Genomic DNA, 16773 nt, shown 5'->3' on the forward strand with positions numbered 1-16773 from the left:
GGCGCCTAGCACCAAGGATGGCCCAACCATGCCAGTTCGTTGCCTCAATCAGGATGGACAGAGCATCCATGCATTCGGGCTCGACGCTGCTCAACGGGAAGAGCTCAGGGCAGAAAACACCCGTGATCACCAACTACGCACGCCCTGCTGCGGTAACGGCGCCGTCCTGAAGACCTCCAAGCTCGGCACGCTGTTCTTCGCACATCAGCGACGGGGCCCATGCATGACGAAACCTGAAAGTGAGGAGCACATCACCATCAAGTCCCTGGTGCGTATGGCGCTTTCCAGGGCGGGGTGGGGCGTGGCCACCAAAGTTCGGGGGCAAACGCCGGACGGGCAGGAATGGATCGCCGATGTGATGGCCACATGCGCAACGTCACGCTTCGTCGCCGAAGTGCAGTGGTCAACCCAGACCGATGTCGAAAGGCATGCCCGACAAAAACGGTACCGCGCGTCCGGTATCAAGGCGCTGTGGCTGTTTAGCCAAGAACACTTCCCCAACAGTGCATCCGTCCCTGGTGTACGTGTCGGGCGCACGGAGGATGGCAAGTTCGTGGCCTATATCCGTCACTACGAACTCCATCACTACGAGGAAGTACATTTCGAGGTTCGTAGTAACCCCGTCTCGAACCGCGTTTCCGTCAGTTGCTGACTTTGCCTAGCGATCTCCAAATTCTGCCTCGCGACCGCAAGCTTCGCCTGCACACCCCGAAGTCGTATGTACCGCTCAACGATCGTGTTGACATACCGAACCTCCTGTTTGGAATGACTCATGAACAGGGAGCGGAAACATCTAGGCACCCGTTTGAACAACGACCATCCTGGGAAGATCGATGGCGTCCTTGATCTTCTCGCCTAATGCCAAATGTCCCGGTTCGTGCATGTAGCGTTCCCAGTCGGCCCGCGAATCGAATTCGGCGATCAGCACAATCGCCTTGCTCTCACACCAGGCAACGGTTTTCTCCACTGATAGCTTGCGTATCCCCGGTACGATACTGGGCAGCGTGCGCAAGACATCGACGACGTTGGACAGTCGCTCGTCAGTACAGCCCGGAAAGACCGGGCCAATGAAGATATGCCGAATCACTGCGGTTTCCTCAGTTATTTCCGAGCGTGGAAATGTCGATCACGAAGCGGTACTTCACATCGCCCTTGAGCATCCGGGCGTATGCATTGTTGATGTCCTTCATGTCGATCAACTCGATGTCCGAGGTGATCCCAGAACGCCCGCAGAAATCGAGCATCTCCTGAGTCTCCGCCAAACCGCCGATCAAAGAGGTTCCGAGAGAACGACCACGGAACACCATGGGAGCAGTGTTGAGTGCGTCCTCCAGCGGACCGAGATAGCCGACAAGTACGATCGAGCCTTGCGCAGCTAGCGTTGCAATGTACGGATTCAGATCGTGGGCGTAGGGAACGGTGTCGATAATCAGATCGAATGCACTTGCTGCGGCTTTCATCTGCTCATCGCTACTGGAGATGACAATGTGGTCTGCACCCAGCCGGCGCGCGTCTTCTTCTTTGCCCGGGGAGCGGCTGAATAGCGTGACATCAGCGCCCATCGCCTTGGCGAGTTTCAAGGCCATGTGACCCAGGCCGCCAAGGCCAACAACGGCGACCTTTTTGCCGGGGCCTGCGCCCCAACGCCGCAGTGGCGAATAGGTCGTGATGCCAGCGCAGAGCAGCGGGGCAGCACCGGCGAGATCAAGGCCATCCGGAATGCGCAACACAAATCTATCGCTGACGACAATCTTGTTCGAGTAGCCACCATAAGTCGGCGATCCATCGTGACGATCCTTACCGGCGTAGGTCAGCGTGCTTCCGTGCTCGCAATACTGCTCCAGATCGTGCTCACACGATGAACAGTGACGACAAGAATCGACCAAGCAGCCCACACCCACGGTATCGCCAACCTTGTAGCGGGTCACCTCCGGGCCGATACGGGTCACGGTGCCGACGATTTCGTGGCCGGGAACGATCGGGTAGGTTTCACCGCCCCAATCGTTGCGAACGTGATGGATGTCGGAATGACAGACGCCGCAGAACAGAATGTCCAATTCCACATCATCTGGACGCAAATCGCGGCGCTTGAACGACCATGGAACCAGGTCAGCATCGGAGGAGTGGGCGGCGTAGCCGTGAACCGGGGTCGGCATATTAGACTCCTTTGTCTAGGGAAAGCGGCTTTGAAGAACAGGACACAAGCTGCCGCATTGAACGTCGAATAGTGGTGCCGTTGATGACGTTCAAATTTTCCAACCGAGCCGTGGTGGATAGTTGCCAGTTCCGACGTACTTCTTGCCTATTTCAACGATCCTTCGTCACAAATGCCCCTGCCACACCTATGAAGGCTATAGTTGGCAATGTCCGCAAACACCCCGGAAGCCATGTGCATCAGTGACTTTTATGCACCCTGCCACTTACGCAGAAAAAGATGTGTTGGCGCGCCTCGTAGCACGATTTGTTCATCACGATGGGGATTTTGCTACCGCGATTCCCGAGTTGACCTTCTACCGCCGTAGTAAGGTCAGCGAACCCATGCCTTGCATTTATGGACTTGGCGTGACGGTCGCTGTGCAGGGCAGAAAGCGGCTCATCCTAGGCGACGAGACCATCGAATATGGAGCTGGCGAGTCACTGTTGACCACCATTGATGTGCCGGTCGTCTCTCGAATCTGCGAGGCCAGCGCGGCAACCCCCTACTTGGGATTATTGCTGACGCTCGATCCAAAACTGATTGCACAGATCTCCGCTGAAATGGAATTTCCGGCAGGCAGAAAAGAGGAGTCTCGCCGAGCCTTGTCCAGCTTTCGGATCGGCGCAGGTCTGCACGACGCCATTTGCCGCTTGGTCTTATCCTTGGAGGAGCCGCAAGCGCTAAGGTCTCAGCTTGCGCCGCTGATTCAGCGGGAAATTTGTGCACGGCTGCTGGTCAGCGAACACGGATCGAAGCTTCGCCAAATCATTGCCGCAGGCTCCCCCACGCAGCAGATTGCACGTGCGGTCTCCTGGGTGAAGCAAAACTTTCAAAAACCCATTGAGATAGATTTCTTGGCCTCCCAGGCCAACATGAGCCCATCAACATTCAGGCTACATTTTCGTGCGGTCTGCGGCATGAGTCCGCTTCAGTACATCAAGCAAATCCGGCTGCAAGAAGCCCGTCAAATGCTGTGGACTCAGCGGGTCAATGCGGGGGAAGTCGCTCATCGGGTTGGCTACGAAAGCGTCTCGCAATTCACGCGCGAGTACAAACGGCTCTTTGGCAATCCTCCGCTGCGGGATGCGAAAACGCTTCAAGAGATGCCGGATAAGAGCTAATTCGATATTCCTTGACCGCCGACTGCGAAGTGAATTTGGCACCACGCTGCATCTTCTGGGTGATGACCAAGTGTGCCCCCAAGGCTTCCAGGATCTGATCTGCCAACGCCAATGTTTAGCCCCCCTGGGTCACGCACCAGCAGGGGACTCGCACCTCCGAGTGAATGCGTCCTGACGGGCACACAAAAAAAAGCCGCCCATTGGGCGGCCAAAGTCTCCAGCGAGTGCTTTTGACTAAGTTGCGGAGCGCGTGCAACCGCTCTGTTCAGCCTGGCTCCGTGGAAACAACAGGAACCTGGCCAGGGCCGGGGTGAGGATAAGGGCGCCAAGCATGTTCCAAATGAACATGAAGGCCAGCAGGATGCCCATGTCTGCTTGGAACTTGATCGGAGAGAGCGCCCAGGTAGCCACAGCAATGCCCAAGGTGACGCCGGTGAGGATCACCACCTTGCCGGTGGAGAGCAGCGCCAAGTAGTAGGCTTGGGACAGGGCCATGCCCTGGCGTAGGTTGGCTAGGGTGATACTGAGGATATACAGCGAGTAGTCCACGCCGATGCCCACACCTAGGGCGATCACCGGCAGCGTCGCAACCTTCAGTCCAATATCCAGACCGACCATGAGCGCCTCGCAAAGCACCGAGGTCAGCATCAGCGGCAGCACGGTGCAGACCACGGCGCGCCACGACCGGAAGGTGACAAAACACAGGGCGATCACCGCCGCGTAGACCATCAGCAGCATCTGCAGGTTGGCTTTCTTCACCACGATATTGGTCGCTGCCTCAATCCCGGCATTGCCGGCGGCGGACATGAATTGAAGCGTCTCCGTATTGTGCTCAGCTGCGAACTGTTCCACGGTGGCGACCACGCGGTTGAGGGTGTCTGCTTTGTGGTCGGCAAGGAACACGTTGACGGTCAGCAAGTCGCAGTTCTGGTTGAACAGCTCCCGGGGCGCACGGGTGATGATGGCGTTGAGCAATCCCTGGTTACGTGGGATCTCGTACCAGGTCAGGCTACCTTCGTTCATGCCTGCCGCCGCCTGCTTGCTCAGCGCCGCCAGGGAAGTGGTGGACACCACGCCGGGCAGTTGTTGCAGCCGTGCCTCCAGGGCGTCGACAGTGACCAGGGTGTCGTAGTTGGCACAGTAGTACTGTGGGGTCTTGACCATGACCACGTACTTGTCACTGCTGGCCGCGTAGTTGCTGATCATGAAGCCATTGTCGAGGTTGTAGCGGGAGTCGGCTCGCAGCTCGGGGGCTCCCGGATTGAGGTCCCCGACTTTGACCTGCAGGCTGATCAGGAAGCCGACCAGACCCAGAACGCCAGCGATTGCGAGGGCAATAGTTGCCCACTTCAGCTGAGTGAAACGGTCGAGGAAAGCCCAGAGCGGATGCCGGCTGTGCTCCGGATCGTTCAGAGCCAGGCGCTCTGCTTCGGCTTCGCGCCGGGCGGCGGTCTTGTTGACCCCGGTGTAGGACAGCAGCACGGGCAGCAACACTAGGTTGGTCAGGACGAGGACCATGACGCCCAGGGTTGCGGTGACCGCGAGGTCCTGAATCACCGGGATGTTGATGATCATCAGCACGGCGAAGCCCACCGCATCCGCTAGCAAGGCCATGGCGCCGGTGAGGAATAGGCGGCGGAAGGTGAAGCGTGCGGCTATTAGCTTGTCCGCACCACGCCCGATGTCCTGCATGATCCCGTTCATCTTCTGCGCGCCGTGGCTGAGGCCGATGGCGAACACAAGGAAGGGGACGAGGATCGAGTAGGGGTCCAGGTCATAGCCCAGGGTGGGAAGCAAGCCAAGCAACCAGACCACCGCCACCAGGGAGCAGCTCAGAACCAGCAGGGTGCTCCGTACGCAACGGGTGTACCAGAACAGCACCAGGGCGCAAATCACCAGGGTCCCGGCAAAAAACACCTGCATCAGTCGCAGGCCATCCATCAAGTCGCCCACCACCTTGGCGAAGCCGGTGATGGAGATCTTCACATTGTCGCTTTCGTACTTCTGGCGCAGCGATTCCAGTTGGCTGGACAACTGGTGGTAGTCGATGGGGGCTGCGCCATTGGTGCTGGCATCCTGCAGGGGCAGGAGGATCACACTGGAGCGCATGTTCGCCGCCACCAGACGCCCAATCTCACCGGAGCGCTCGACGTTCTGGCGCACCTGCTCAAGGCTTGCCGGAGAACCGTCGTAATCGTCGGGAATCACCGGACCACCGTCGAAGCCGTCTTCGGTGACCCCGATCCAGCGCGTAGCTGGGGTCCACAACGACTTCATGTAAGGGCGATCGACGCCGCCCAGCAGGAACAACTCGTCGTTGAGCTTCTTGAGGGTTTCCAGGTACTCCGCGGTGTAGATGGTGCCCTCGTTTACCTTGAGCGCAATACGCAGGGTATTGCCGCCTTCACCGAGCTGGGCGCGGTACTGGAAGTAGTTCTGGATGTAGGGGTGATCCACCGGGATCATCTTCTCAAACGCCGCACTCAGGCGCAGGTTGGTTGCCTGGTAGGCAAACAGGCAACTGAGCAGCAGGCAGACCGCCACGACCAAACCACGATGGTTGAAGAGGAGGCGTTCGACCAGGCTGCCGGACTGCCGGTCGAACGGTAGCAGGGAGCTTTCGACGTCCGGCTGGTGATGGGTCACTTTACTGTTCACGGCCGGTGCTCCGATTCAGGTCTTGATTGGCAATGCGGATAACGCCATGGGTGCTGGAGACAGCCAGTTGGCCATCGGGCAGCTCGCTTATGCCGGAGAGGAAGCCGGACTCTGGGATGGGCAGCACCTGGAAGGACCTGCCGTCATCGCGGGACAGCTGAAGGCTGCCGGTCTCGTCAGCGAGGATCAGTTCGCCACTGCTCAGCCGGGTACCAGCAGTGAGCGTGGCCGATTGGTGGCTGGGCAATGGTCGCCAGGTCGCCCCCAGGTCATCGGTGCGGTAAGCCTTACCGCGAAGACCGAAGGCAATTAGGCCGTTCGAGCCAGCCGCGACCATGCCGAACAGGGTTCCACTCGCGGGAGTCTCCAGTGCCTGGAAACTCGCACCGCCGTCGGTGGAGCGAAGCATCAGGCCTTGCTCGCCGCAGATGAACAGCGCGTTCTCGAGTTCAAGAACGTCGTAGAGGTGCAGGGCCGATGGGTTGTCCAGGCGGGCACTGATGGACTTCCAGCTCTTGCCACCGTCATCGGTAGCGAAGGCCAAGCCGTAAGCGCCAACCACGAGGCCGCGCTGCGCGTCGAAGAAGTGCAGGTTGAGGAACGGCTTGTCGGGCCCGTCGTCCACGAGACGCTGTGCTTCGGCGAGTCGATCCTCAGCATCTTCGCCCGTCTCGGCCTGTGCAGCCGCGAGCGCTAGCTGCGCCGCCGCCACGCCGTCCAACTGCCGTTTCCAGGTGCGGCCACCGTCACTGCTGTGCAGGACTACGCCGGCGTGCCCAACGGCCCAACCGTCCGCGGGGGACGCGAATCGTACACGCGTAAGCGTGACGCTAACCGGCGACTCCACCTGTTGCCAGCTGTTACCGTGGTCCTCTGAGATCAGGATGAAGCCGCGCTCACCGACAGCGACCAGCCTCTCACCCGCTTGGGTCACACTGAGCATCAGGGAGCGGCCCGCCAGGTTGCTCTGCAGAGCAGGCTGCTCGAAGAGGTTGCGCTGCGGGGGAGCATTGTCCGCTGCAGCCACGCCGATCGCGCCCATGGCTACAACGAGCGCGGCCGCTACCGCCAGGCGCCCGATCCGGGGCCCGCGTTGGGAGATATACATTTCAATGAACCTCGGAGAGTCAGCAAGGGGCGGGCGGCCCTGAAAAGCCAGCCCGCCTGGGCATTCAACGCACGGAACCGGATGCCACCGCGTTGCCGGTGAAGAATTTCTCCGACTTGGTCGGCACTACCTTGTAGCTCTCACCGTTAAGTCCCTGAACCATGCTGTAGGTGTTGGCCTGCAGGTTGTAGATGACTACCGGTTTCACCACCACTGCGGGGATGGCGGGTACAACGAACGGGAGGACCTGGGATACGCGCCACAGCTTGCCCTGTGCGTCATAGCCGTCGGCCAGCGCAATGGTCCAGCTGTCCTCGTCAATGTAGAAGCGGCGTTTCGGAACCGCGTGACGCTTGCCGGGCGCGACGGTGGCCTCAACCTCCCAGACCCGGTGCAGTTCCCAGCGCATCTTGTCGGACGCCAGCGTGTTCTTGGTGTAGACGTCGTCGCGCTTCTCGGCGTGGAACTTGTTGGTGTTGTAGGGGATATACATCTCCTTCTTGCCAATCAGCTTCCACTGGTAACGGTCCGGGTGGCCGATGAAGCCGTGCACTTCATCGAAGTAGTTGGCCCCCGAGGCCACGAAGTCCGGCGTGTCATAGCCCACGGTGGGGGCGCGGCGCACGCGACGCTGGCCCACCAGGTATTGCCAGGCCTCACGGGGCGTCCCCGGATCCACGCTGTCATGAGTCACGAGGGATTCACCGGCCTTGAACGGTGGTTCATTGGTGAGGAAGCGCAGCAAGACGTACTGGCCCGACCATTTATCGAGCCCACCATCCTTGTAGTAGTAGGGGTACTGCCAGTTTTCGATGCCACGGCTGGCCATGGTGCGGGAGCCGTCCGCATTACCAATCATGTTGACGTAGCCCATCTCGATGGATGGCGCTTCGACGCGCAGGAGGAAGTTCCAAATCGCCTCGCTGCCATCCTTCGGGATTGGGAAAGGGATACCGCCATAGCAGCCTTCAACGGACAGGCCACCCTGGGTCAGCTTGCAGCGCGTGGCATTTGCGAAGGTGTTGTCGTACACCGATTGGGGGGCGGCAGCAGTGCGATGCGACGGATAGACATCGAGAAAGAAGCTGTCCGGGTACTTCGCCAGCAATGCCTTGGTGCCCTCGTTGAGCTTGTCGCCATACTGAGCGGCGTTCTTGGCATCGATTCGGAACAGCGGCTTTTCGCCTGGGAAGGGGTCTACCGGGACGTCACCAAAACGTGCGCCGGAAACCTCTCCGGTGAGTCCGCCGGTCCAGGCAGGAATGGTGCCGTCGCTGTTGCCGGCCTTCTCTGCGCCCATTGGCGTCAGGTTGCCTTTCAGCGCGTTGGCTTCTTCTGGGGTGGCTGCGGCAGTGGCATGGTTGGCCAGGAGGGCAGCTGTGAGGGTCGCGGACAGAAACAGGGCATGCTTTTTCATACTTGTTCTCCTAGGCATGACTGATCAGAAGGTGCGCTGGATCGAGAACGCGATGAAATCGCGATCCTTGAGCGTCTGCTTGAAGGTGAATGCATTGGTGTTGTCGATGGTCGAGCCGCCCTCGCCAAAGAAGTTGGTGTAGCTGAGGGAGGCGTACCAGGCCTTCTGGTAGTCGGCCTTCAGGCCGATGGTGAAGTCACCGCCATGCTCGGGGCCGAAGGCTTGCGGGGTAACTGAAGAACGGCCATGCGGGTTGTAGCCCACGGTGATCGGCACCTGCATGTCCACTCCCGGGAAGACTTGGAAGTACTGCGGCTCGAAGGTAAAGCGCAGCGAATAGGCGTCGCGCGTGGTATTGGGATCGAGTTGGTCGCCGTTCTCCTTCACCTTCAGCCGGCGGTTGACGGCCAGCTCACCGACGAGGCTCGCGCCATCCCAAAGCGCCGAGCCACCATAGATGTTGATCATCGACAGGTTGGCGTGCAGCGAGTCACCGATCGGGTAGGCGGGATTGTTGTTGTTGTCAGCATCCATGCCGGTGATGACCACGCCGCCGGTGGGCGCCAGCGGCGTGTCCACGCGCATCGACACCTCGCCGGCAACGTTGGCCTCACCGACCAGGGTGCTGAAGCTCGCGCCATAGACCTTCACATCTTCCGGATAGACGCTGACATAGGTGTCGTCCGCGCCGGGCACCAGGGCCGCCGGACGGAGGTAGAAGATGGGGGTCTTCTCGTGATAGCGCGCTGCATAGAGGCCGAACTCCCAGTCCTCCAAGCTGAACTTCAGCTGGGCACCGAACTGACCAGAATCGCGGGCGCGGATGCTATGGTCGCGGAGCAGTCGACCGGTCGGGAAGAAGAAGCTTTCGGCGCCATCGCCAACGAAATCGCCGCCGCTGAAATAGCTGCCCGAAGCGGGCAGGCGCGTCTTGTTCCACTCGAACTGGTAGTAGGCGCCGACACTGACAGTATCGGTCAGCTGCCAGTTGCCGGAAAGCTGTTCGGTAGGCAGCAGGATTTCCTTGAACTGCGAACCGGGTACCGACTGCAGTTTCACCAAGTCTACCGTCGATTGAGCATTGGCTATGCCGTTGGCGCCGAAGAACAGACTTTCCCCGTAGATCTGGGTGAACTGGCCCAAGCGACCGGACAGGCGCGTGGAACCGACGTCGGTTGCGCCGTAGACGAAAGCATCGAGCAGTTCCGCCTTGCGTCCGTGCAGCTTCTCGGTGCCGTCTGTGAAGTGATCATGAGGCACGCTGACCGCGTTCGCACTACCTGGGGAATTGTTGTCGTTGTTCTCGTTGTAGACCGTGTCGTACCAGGCGGCACCGCTCAGGCGCGCGCCGACATCGCCGTACTTGACGTCCAGTTCGGAAAGCAAGTCGAAGCGGTTCGAGATGAGGCCAGTGCTGAAGTTGCGGTCCCCATCATCCATGTTGGGATTGGCCACAGTACTGCCCGGTCCAGCAGAAACGCTGGCTTCTCGGCCGTGCAGGCGAAAGGCGTTGCTGTACTTAACGGTGTTGTCCCAGCTGGTAGAAAGGCCGTCGATACCAGTGTCGAACTGAAAGGCCAGGGAGTGGGCGGACATCAGTGCGATTGCGGCGCCGATGGCATTCAGTGCGAAAGCTGGTACCGCCGGCGAAACCGGACGACGTTGCTGCTTGTTCATGGATACCTCTTTTGCATTTTTTGTTTTTGTTGCAAGTGGCTCCATCCGTAGATGCGGATGAGTTCGGGGTGAAGTGCGGTTCTCTCCTCGGATCGGGATCTAGGGATCTATTCCAGGTTCAGCGCGGCTAGCCCGGCAGTGGCTATCAGCACGTCGAATTCGGATTTCACGCCGCTTGCGGCAATGCCTCCCAGGGCATAACTGCCCTGCAACACCGGTAGGCCGCCACCCATGGGAATCACATCCCTCAGGGAACTGGTTCCGAGCTCGCCGGCGGCCAGCATGTCGGCGAAGAAACGGGTCGGGCGGCGGGTGAGTGCGGCACTACGCGCCTTGTCGATTGCGATTTGTGCAGAAGACGGTGTGGCCCCCGGGAGGCGGCGAAAGGCGAGAAGGTGTCCACCTTCGTCTACGACGGCTATTGAAACCCCCCAGCCGTTCTCCTGGGCCTCTTTGGTCGCGGCAGTAAGCATCTGGTCGATGTCATTTGCATCGAGTACTGGGCGGTGCTGCATGGGCTGTCTCCTGATTTTATTTTTGTGCGCAAACATATTTATTTGCACCAAGACACGCTTTGTGCACAAAAATAGGATCCCTGCAGACTCAAAGTCAAGAAAAATAATGCTGCCCCGACGTCCCTCGCAGGGGGCCATTCGATCAGTCGAGGTCGGGCGATGGGGAAGCCATGGATTACGGGAATAACAACAAGATGAAATTCGTGTCCGAGGCGCTGGCGCGCCTTTCCATCGGGAAACTTCTGGCCATGGGCTTTAGCCTGCTTGGCGGGCTCTCTGCCTTTTTGGCTGTGGTGGCTGTGGCCAGCCTGCAAGCGGTGTTCAACGGCGAATCACACCTGCAGGTCATCGCCGACGTGCATGCCGGAATTCTCGGTGCGCGCAGCTTGGAAAAAAGCTACAGGCTGGATGGCGTGGCGACGGCTCGTGAAGAGGTGCATCGAATCGTCAACGGAATTCCGGCGCAACTCACCGCATTGGGCGAGGTGATGGAACCCCTGATCCAGTCTTGCGAGCGGTATCTCAATCAGTTCGAGCGTCTGGCAGATGCCCATGACCAGGTCGCCCGAACGAAGGCGGTCATGGCTCGTGAGGCAGATTCGGCGCGCATCGGATTTGAGGGCGTCGAGCAGGATCTGATCGAGTCGGCCATGGTTGACGGTCCGGAAGGACGCGCTTCATTGATGTTGCTGGACGGAGCGACGTCGCTGATGCGCAAATTGATGGTGTTGCGCAACGCCGAATGGGAATACGACCGCAACTCCGACCAAGGTCGCTATGACCAATGGGTTTTGCTCATGAGCGATATGCGTTCATCCACCCAGGCTTTGGCGGCAGGCGCCGCGGATCGACAACGCGAGGTGCTTGAGAGCGCCTCGCGCTCACTTGAAACCTATCGCTCGGCCTTCGAAGAGTATCGGTCCAGCACGCTGATAAGCCACGAGGCTGAGTTGGAAATGGATCGGATCGCGGGGGAGATGATGGATATGGCCACCCGTGCCCGGCAATCCGTGAATGACCGCCAGAGAGTACTTAATCGAGACGTCTACATCTCGCTCGTGGCGATGGCCGCCTTGACCCTGTTGCTGGGGGCGGGGGCAGCACTGCTGATCAGGCGGCAGATCATCCACCCCCTTCGCTATACCGCAGAAGTTGTGAACCAGATCGCTGGCGGACAATTAAATCGACCGATCCATGTAGGGCGTACGGACGAGTTGGGACGCGTCCTGGAGGCGATGGAGCGGATGAAAGATAGCCTGCACACCATTGTCAGCCGAATCGAACTGGGTAGCGCTCAACTGGAGGGGGCGGCGGGCTCTTTGGCGCTGGTGACTGAGGACTTGGCGTCGGGCGCGGTGGCGCAATCACATGAGACCGACCTCGTGGTGGTGGCAATGCTCAGGATGAGCGAATCACTGGGAGAGGTTGCAGTCCGGACAGAGCAAGCTTCGGGATCGGCCAGTTCGGCCCGTCGGGAGGCAGTCGAGGGAAGTGAGAGTGCGGCAGCCGTACTGCGGCAGGTCGATCTCTTGGATGAACAGATTCAGGAAGTCAGCCATGGCATGGCTGTGTTGGATGTGCAAAGCGAACGTATTGGTCGCGTTCTGGAGGTCATTCGGGGGCTGGCTGAGCAGACGAACCTGCTCGCGCTGAATGCTGCAATCGAAGCGGCAAGGGCGGGGGAGATGGGGCGAGGCTTCTCGGTAGTAGCGGACGAGGTACGGAACCTTGCTAATCGGACCCAGGACTCGGCAGGCGAGATTGCCGGCATGATTGAAGCATTGCAGCGGGAGAGCAAGGAGGGACTACGAAGAGTAGCCCGTGCGCAGCAAGATTCGGCCTGTGCCCGAGAGCATTCATCCAGAGCAAGCGCGGCACTTGCGCGAGTCAGTGAAGACGTTGCGAATATTCATGCGATGAACCTGCAAGTCGCTGCCGAGACCGAAATTCAAAGCCGTATGTCGGGCGATGTCAGCCAGAGCATGGTCCGTGTTCGCGAGGCTGCCGAGCAAGGCAAGGAGCGAGGAGACCGGCTCCTGCGGGCGTCGCGGGAGCTTGCCCAGCTGGCGGAGCAACTGAGGGTGGTTCTGAAGCACTTCACCCTTTCGTAAAGCGCGGCGCTTGAAATTGCACAATTCTATCTTTGTGCATAAAATTGCTTGTCGTGCAACTTTTATGGACTTGTCATCTTATGCAAACCACACAAAGTAGCCCCCTGATCGAGGTGGCGCTGCAGCAGATGAAGCGTTCAATCATCTGCTGCGAGATTGCGCCTGGTGAAAAACTCAAGGTTGCAGAGCTTTCCAAGGCCTATGGCCTCAGCAGCTCCCCAATTCGCGAGGCGCTCAATCGTTTGGCGCAAGAGGGAATTGTGGATGCCAGCGAGAACAAGGGCTTTCGCGTGGCGGGCTTGTCGGTTGACGATTTCGAGCAGATAACTCGACTGCGCTGCCTGCTGGAGGGAGAGGCCCTCGCAGACTCGATCCGCTGTGGTGATGATGCGTGGGAGGCCGATGTATTGGGCGCCTTCCACCGTCTGGGGGTGGTCGAGAAGAAGCTTGGCAGTATTGGTGTTGCACTGGACGACGATTGGTCGGCCCGCCACAAGGCGTTCCACTTTGCACTGATGTCGGCATGCCCGTCGCCCCTTATGCTGGGAATCATTGATTCGCTGTTCGATCGAGCGGAGCGTTATCGCCGCTTCTGCGCCCTTCGTCGCAAGGTGGAGCGGAGAAAGGGAGACGAGCACAAACGTCTGATGGAAGCCGTGCTGGCTCGGGACTCGGCAAAAGCTGTTGCAATGCTCCAGGCTCACATCAACCATACGCTTGCACGCGTATCTGATGTACTGCTTGACCAGCATTCAACCTTGCAATAACGCCTATGCACCCGGATAGGGTGCATAGGACTTCTACGGAATGAAACACTTAGGAGTGGACGCGCTCTCCTTGTGAGTGAACGCGTCAGGATTGCTGTGGCGAGCAACCCTTGAATAAAACGCGCAGCCCCGAAACCTCATTGGGGCTGCGCAACGCTCAACCTTCCAGTCTGCTCAGGCAACGATCCAGCATTGCAATTGCCTCTCTCAGGGATTGGGCGCCTCCGAACACATAGTGGTCAGGGCGAACCAACAGGACCTTGCAGTTTTTCTGCGTCATCCAGCTCCCCAGGACATCGTCGAGTTCACGGTACTGGTTTACTTCCTGCGGATCGTCGCTGGTGAGGCGAACCAGCGCCATGGAAAGACCTCGCTTCTTCAGGATCTGCTCAGTGAGCGAGATCAGTTCTTCCGTCTGCTCGAACGACTCGGCAACGACCAGGCGGAATTGCTGCCCTGTGAAGCGATCCAGGAGGTTTTCCTCACCGAAGCAGTTGATGACCCTGGGTTGCGGGAAGAGCTCACCAGCGGGTGCCTGGTGATCGATAAATCCGCTAGTAAGACCCGGAATCAGGGCCTGACGAATGGTGCCACCCGGATTGGCGCGCATCTCCGCCAGGAGGCGTTCATCGCGTAAGAGGGCCCTCTGTGCATTGCGCTCACAAATGGTTTGGCCGAACTCCTTGGCGACCTCGGTGGTGCGCCGCACATGCGGAATGCGCTCTTCTTGATACGAGTCGAGCAACCTCGGCGACGCCTGGCCGCGGCGAACCAGGGCGAGCTTCCAGATCAGGTTCATCGCATCGCGAATGCCCTGACACATGCCTTGAGCCAGGAAGGGTGGCGTCATGTGGGCAGCGTCGCCCATGAACAGTAAATTGCCAACGCGCCAGCGTTCGAGAATCAACGCGTGGAACCGGTAGGTCGAGGCGCGCCAGATGTCGTAATCCTCAGCTGGTAGCCAGCGCGAGATGAGCTGCTGTATGGAGTCGGTGCGAACGATGTCGGACGGCAGTTCACCAGGATTGATCATGAACTCCCAGCGGCGATGTCGCCCTGGTCCCACAACGAAGGTGCAGGGACGCTCGGTATCGCAGTACTGAACGTTGGTTTCGGGAAGGGCGGCTCCGGCTCCGTCTTTGAGTAGCACGTCCACTACCAGCCAGGGTTCATCGAACTCCAGATCCTCCATTTGAAGCTGCAGGCGAGTTCGAATCGGGCTGGTGCCGCCGTCACAGGCCAGCACATAGGCGCTAGTGAGGTCCTGGGTGGTACCGTCTTTGCGGACGATCCGAACCGTGCAAACGCCGTTCTCTTCCGAAACTTCCTGTACTTCAGTCCCCAGCCAGACATCCACGTTGCTGAAGAACTGGATGTTCTCGCGCAACGCGCGTTCGAGCGGCGGCTGAGAGAAGACGTAGTTCGGTGCCCAGCCCAGAGTGAACGGTGCCTTGGCGGCATCGATGCGCTTGATCAGTTGGCCCTGGCCATTGATGTAGTGCGAGGCGCGGTAGGGCATGACGTGGGATTCGATGGCATCGGCCAAGCCAATGTTGTCGAACGTCCGCATGACCTCTTGGTCGAGCCCCATCGCCCTGGGGTTTTGGTAAATGGTGTCACTTTTGTCCAGCACGAGGGTTTTCAGGCCCCACTGGCCGGCGAGGTTGGCAGTAGTTGCGCCGACGGGGCCCATGCCCACGATGATCAGGTCGTAATTCATAGTGGTTACCATCTTGTTGTTGTCGTTGAGGCCGAGCGCTGTGCTCAGGCTTGGGTGTATGCGGTCTTCACTGTTGTGAAGAACTCCATGGCCTGATGGCCCTGCTCTCGCGGGCCGTAGCTGGAGGCTTTGGTGCCGCCGAAAGGCACGTGGTAGTCCACGCCCGCCGTCGGTGTGTTCACCATCACCATGCCGCTCTGCACATATCGCTTGAAGTGCGTGGCGTGTTTCAGCGAGCGCGTACAAATTCCGGCGGACAGCCCAAATTGTGTGCCGTTGGCGATGTCCAGGGCGTGTTCGTAGTTGTCGGCAGGAATGACGCAGGCGACCGGACCGAAGATTTCCTCCTGCGCAATACGCATGTTCGCGTCCGCGTCGACGAAGAGTGCGGGACTCATGTAGTAGCCCTCCGTCTGTCGGCTCAACGGTTGCCCTCCATAAACGAGTCGAGCGCCCTCAGCCCGGCCGATGTCCACATAGTCGAGGTTCTGACGGAGCTGTGCGGCTTCCGCAACCGGACCGATGTGGGTGTCATCGTGCAGCGCATGGCCAACCCGGAGTTCGTCCAGGCGAACCTCAACGGCCTCGATGAAGCGCTGATAGATGCCTTTCTCCACGACGAAACGGGACGAGGCCGTGCAACGCTGTCCGGTCGAAAAGTAGGCACCTTGCACCGCACACTCCACGGCCTGATCAAGGTCAGCGTCATCCAGTACCACCAGTGGATTCTTGCCTCCCATCTCCAACTGCAGGCGAGCCAACCGGTTGCCGGCGACGTGCATCAGCTGGCGACCAGTGGAAGTGGACCCTGTGAAGCTGATTGCTCGCACGTCAGCAGATTCAGCCAATGCCTGCCCAACGACACTGCCGCGCCCCATCACGAGATTGAAGGTACCGGCCGGCAGGCCGGCCCGACTGATGATCTCGGCAAGTGCCCAGGCGCTGCCCGGAACCAGGTCCGCCGGCTTGAACACCACGCTGTTTCCGTAGGCCAGGGCAGGGGCGATCTTCCAGGCCGGAATCGCGATGGGGAAGTTCCAAGGTGTGATGATACCTACCACGCCAACCGGTTGGCGTAGGATGTCGACTTCAATGCCGGGCCGGACCGAGTCCAGGTGTTCGCCGGTCATTCTCAGGGCTTCGCCAGCGAAGAACTTGAAGATGTGGCCTGCGCGGCTGACTTCCGCGACAGCCTCAGGCAGCACCTTTCCTTCTTCGCTCGCCAGTAATCGCCCGAGTTCCTCCCGGCGGACCAGAATTTCTGTGCCTATCTGATCAAGCGCTTCGGCGCGTCGTTGCGGACCGTACGCCGCCCAGAGCGGTTGAGCATACGCAGCAGCCTGGATGGCCTGCTGTGTCTGCTGCGAATCCGCTTGTGCGTAGAGTCCGACCAGATTGGAGAGGTCTGAAGGGTTCCGGTTCTCGCGAACGCCAGGCCCCTCGCACCAGACTCCTTCGATGTAGTTCTTGTGCATAGCCAAA

At 59.6% G+C, this 16773-nt stretch carries 13 protein-coding genes and 1 pseudogene; 4 read left to right on the forward strand and 10 right to left on the reverse strand.

From position 1 onward, the window contains the following. Window positions 1–28: 28 nt before the first annotated feature. Entirely contained in the window at window positions 29–652 is a 624-nt protein-coding gene (locus tag TQ98_RS27625; RefSeq protein ID WP_052659194.1) for a competence protein CoiA family protein, read from the forward strand. Between the two features lie 141 nt (window positions 653–793). Here TQ98_RS27625 and TQ98_RS12495 read toward each other — a convergent pair whose 3' ends face one another. After that, window positions 794–1087, reverse strand: coding sequence for a Dabb family protein (locus TQ98_RS12495; protein ID WP_044872481.1), 294 nt, complete (start codon window positions 1085–1087; stop codon window positions 794–796). A gap of 10 nt (window positions 1088–1097) precedes the next feature. Next, complete coding sequence (locus TQ98_RS12500; protein WP_044872482.1) at window positions 1098–2156, reverse strand: NAD(P)-dependent alcohol dehydrogenase; 1059 nt, start codon at window positions 2154–2156, stop codon at window positions 1098–1100. Between the two features lie 250 nt (window positions 2157–2406). Here TQ98_RS12500 and TQ98_RS12505 point away from each other — a divergent pair, with 250 nt between their 5' ends. Further along, window positions 2407–3318, forward strand: a complete 912-nt coding sequence (locus TQ98_RS12505) for an AraC family transcriptional regulator (protein WP_044872483.1) — start codon at window positions 2407–2409, stop codon at window positions 3316–3318. Window positions 3319–3322: 4 nt separating this feature from the next. Here TQ98_RS12505 and TQ98_RS28310 read toward each other — a convergent pair. The 6 genes and pseudogenes from TQ98_RS28310 to TQ98_RS12535 form a co-directional block, all read right to left on the reverse strand. Then, window positions 3323–3427, reverse strand: a pseudogene (locus TQ98_RS28310) (DNA repair protein RadC); the annotation flags it as partial. 125 nt (window positions 3428–3552) lie between these two features. Then, entirely contained in the window at window positions 3553–5976 is a 2424-nt protein-coding gene (locus TQ98_RS12515) for an MMPL family transporter (RefSeq protein ID WP_044872484.1), read from the reverse strand. Continuing rightward, window positions 5966–7084: a YCF48-related protein gene (locus TQ98_RS12520; RefSeq protein WP_044872485.1), complete on the reverse strand. Its 1119-nt coding sequence runs from the start codon at window positions 7082–7084 to the stop codon at window positions 5966–5968. The genes TQ98_RS12515 and TQ98_RS12520 overlap by 11 nt, the downstream gene beginning before the upstream one ends. A gap of 64 nt (window positions 7085–7148) precedes the next feature. After that, window positions 7149–8501, reverse strand: coding sequence for a DUF1329 domain-containing protein (locus TQ98_RS12525; protein WP_044872486.1), 1353 nt, complete (start codon window positions 8499–8501; stop codon window positions 7149–7151). A 24-nt stretch (window positions 8502–8525) separates the two neighbouring features. After that, window positions 8526–10178: a DUF1302 domain-containing protein gene (locus TQ98_RS12530; RefSeq protein ID WP_103102951.1), complete on the reverse strand. Its 1653-nt coding sequence runs from the start codon at window positions 10176–10178 to the stop codon at window positions 8526–8528. A gap of 107 nt (window positions 10179–10285) precedes the next feature. Then, on the reverse strand, window positions 10286–10693 hold the full coding sequence (locus TQ98_RS12535) for a heme-binding protein (protein WP_044872487.1): 408 nt from the start codon (window positions 10691–10693) through the stop codon (window positions 10286–10288). A gap of 170 nt (window positions 10694–10863) precedes the next feature. On the opposite strand from TQ98_RS12535, the gene TQ98_RS12540 reads away from it, so the two are divergent. Both TQ98_RS12540 and TQ98_RS12545 read left to right on the forward strand, forming a co-directional pair. Beyond that, a complete protein-coding gene (locus TQ98_RS12540; protein ID WP_242443106.1) occupies window positions 10864–12804 on the forward strand; it encodes a methyl-accepting chemotaxis protein in 1941 nt (646 codons plus the stop codon). An 80-nt stretch (window positions 12805–12884) separates the two neighbouring features. After that, complete coding sequence (locus TQ98_RS12545) at window positions 12885–13571, forward strand: FCD domain-containing protein (RefSeq protein ID WP_044872488.1); 687 nt, start codon at window positions 12885–12887, stop codon at window positions 13569–13571. A 157-nt stretch (window positions 13572–13728) separates the two neighbouring features. Here the strand turns inward: TQ98_RS12545 and TQ98_RS12550 are convergent, their stop codons facing one another. Together TQ98_RS12550 and TQ98_RS12555 are read right to left on the reverse strand one after the other, a co-directional pair. Beyond that, complete coding sequence (locus TQ98_RS12550) at window positions 13729–15291, reverse strand: bifunctional 3-(3-hydroxy-phenyl)propionate/3-hydroxycinnamic acid hydroxylase (protein ID WP_044872489.1); 1563 nt, start codon at window positions 15289–15291, stop codon at window positions 13729–13731. Window positions 15292–15335: 44 nt separating this feature from the next. Beyond that, window positions 15336–16766: an aldehyde dehydrogenase family protein gene (locus tag TQ98_RS12555; RefSeq protein WP_044872490.1), complete on the reverse strand. Its 1431-nt coding sequence runs from the start codon at window positions 16764–16766 to the stop codon at window positions 15336–15338. Window positions 16767–16773 lie beyond the last annotated feature (7 nt).

Source organism: Pseudomonas sp. LFM046 (assembly GCF_000949385.2).
Classification (GTDB): Bacteria; Pseudomonadota; Gammaproteobacteria; order Pseudomonadales; family Pseudomonadaceae; genus Metapseudomonas.

Coding starts and splice junctions, on each gene's coding strand:
- TQ98_RS27625 (WP_052659194.1), top strand. CDS start 29: ATGCCAGTTCGTTGCCTCAATCAGGATGGACAGAGCATCCATGCATTC.
- TQ98_RS12500 (WP_044872482.1), bottom strand. CDS start 2,156: ATGCCGACCCCGGTTCACGGCTACGCCGCCCACTCCTCCGATGCTGAC.
- TQ98_RS12505 (WP_044872483.1), top strand. CDS start 2,407: ATGCACCCTGCCACTTACGCAGAAAAAGATGTGTTGGCGCGCCTCGTA.
- TQ98_RS12520 (WP_044872485.1), bottom strand. CDS start 7,084: ATGTATATCTCCCAACGCGGGCCCCGGATCGGGCGCCTGGCGGTAGCG.
- TQ98_RS12525 (WP_044872486.1), bottom strand. CDS start 8,501: ATGAAAAAGCATGCCCTGTTTCTGTCCGCGACCCTCACAGCTGCCCTC.
- TQ98_RS12530 (WP_103102951.1), bottom strand. CDS start 10,178: ATGAACAAGCAGCAACGTCGTCCGGTTTCGCCGGCGGTACCAGCTTTC.
- TQ98_RS12535 (WP_044872487.1), bottom strand. CDS start 10,693: ATGCAGCACCGCCCAGTACTCGATGCAAATGACATCGACCAGATGCTT.
- TQ98_RS12540 (WP_242443106.1), top strand. CDS start 10,864: ATGGATTACGGGAATAACAACAAGATGAAATTCGTGTCCGAGGCGCTG.
- TQ98_RS12545 (WP_044872488.1), top strand. CDS start 12,885: ATGCAAACCACACAAAGTAGCCCCCTGATCGAGGTGGCGCTGCAGCAG.
- TQ98_RS12550 (WP_044872489.1), bottom strand. CDS start 15,291: ATGAATTACGACCTGATCATCGTGGGCATGGGCCCCGTCGGCGCAACT.
- TQ98_RS12555 (WP_044872490.1), bottom strand. CDS start 16,766: ATGCACAAGAACTACATCGAAGGAGTCTGGTGCGAGGGGCCTGGCGTT.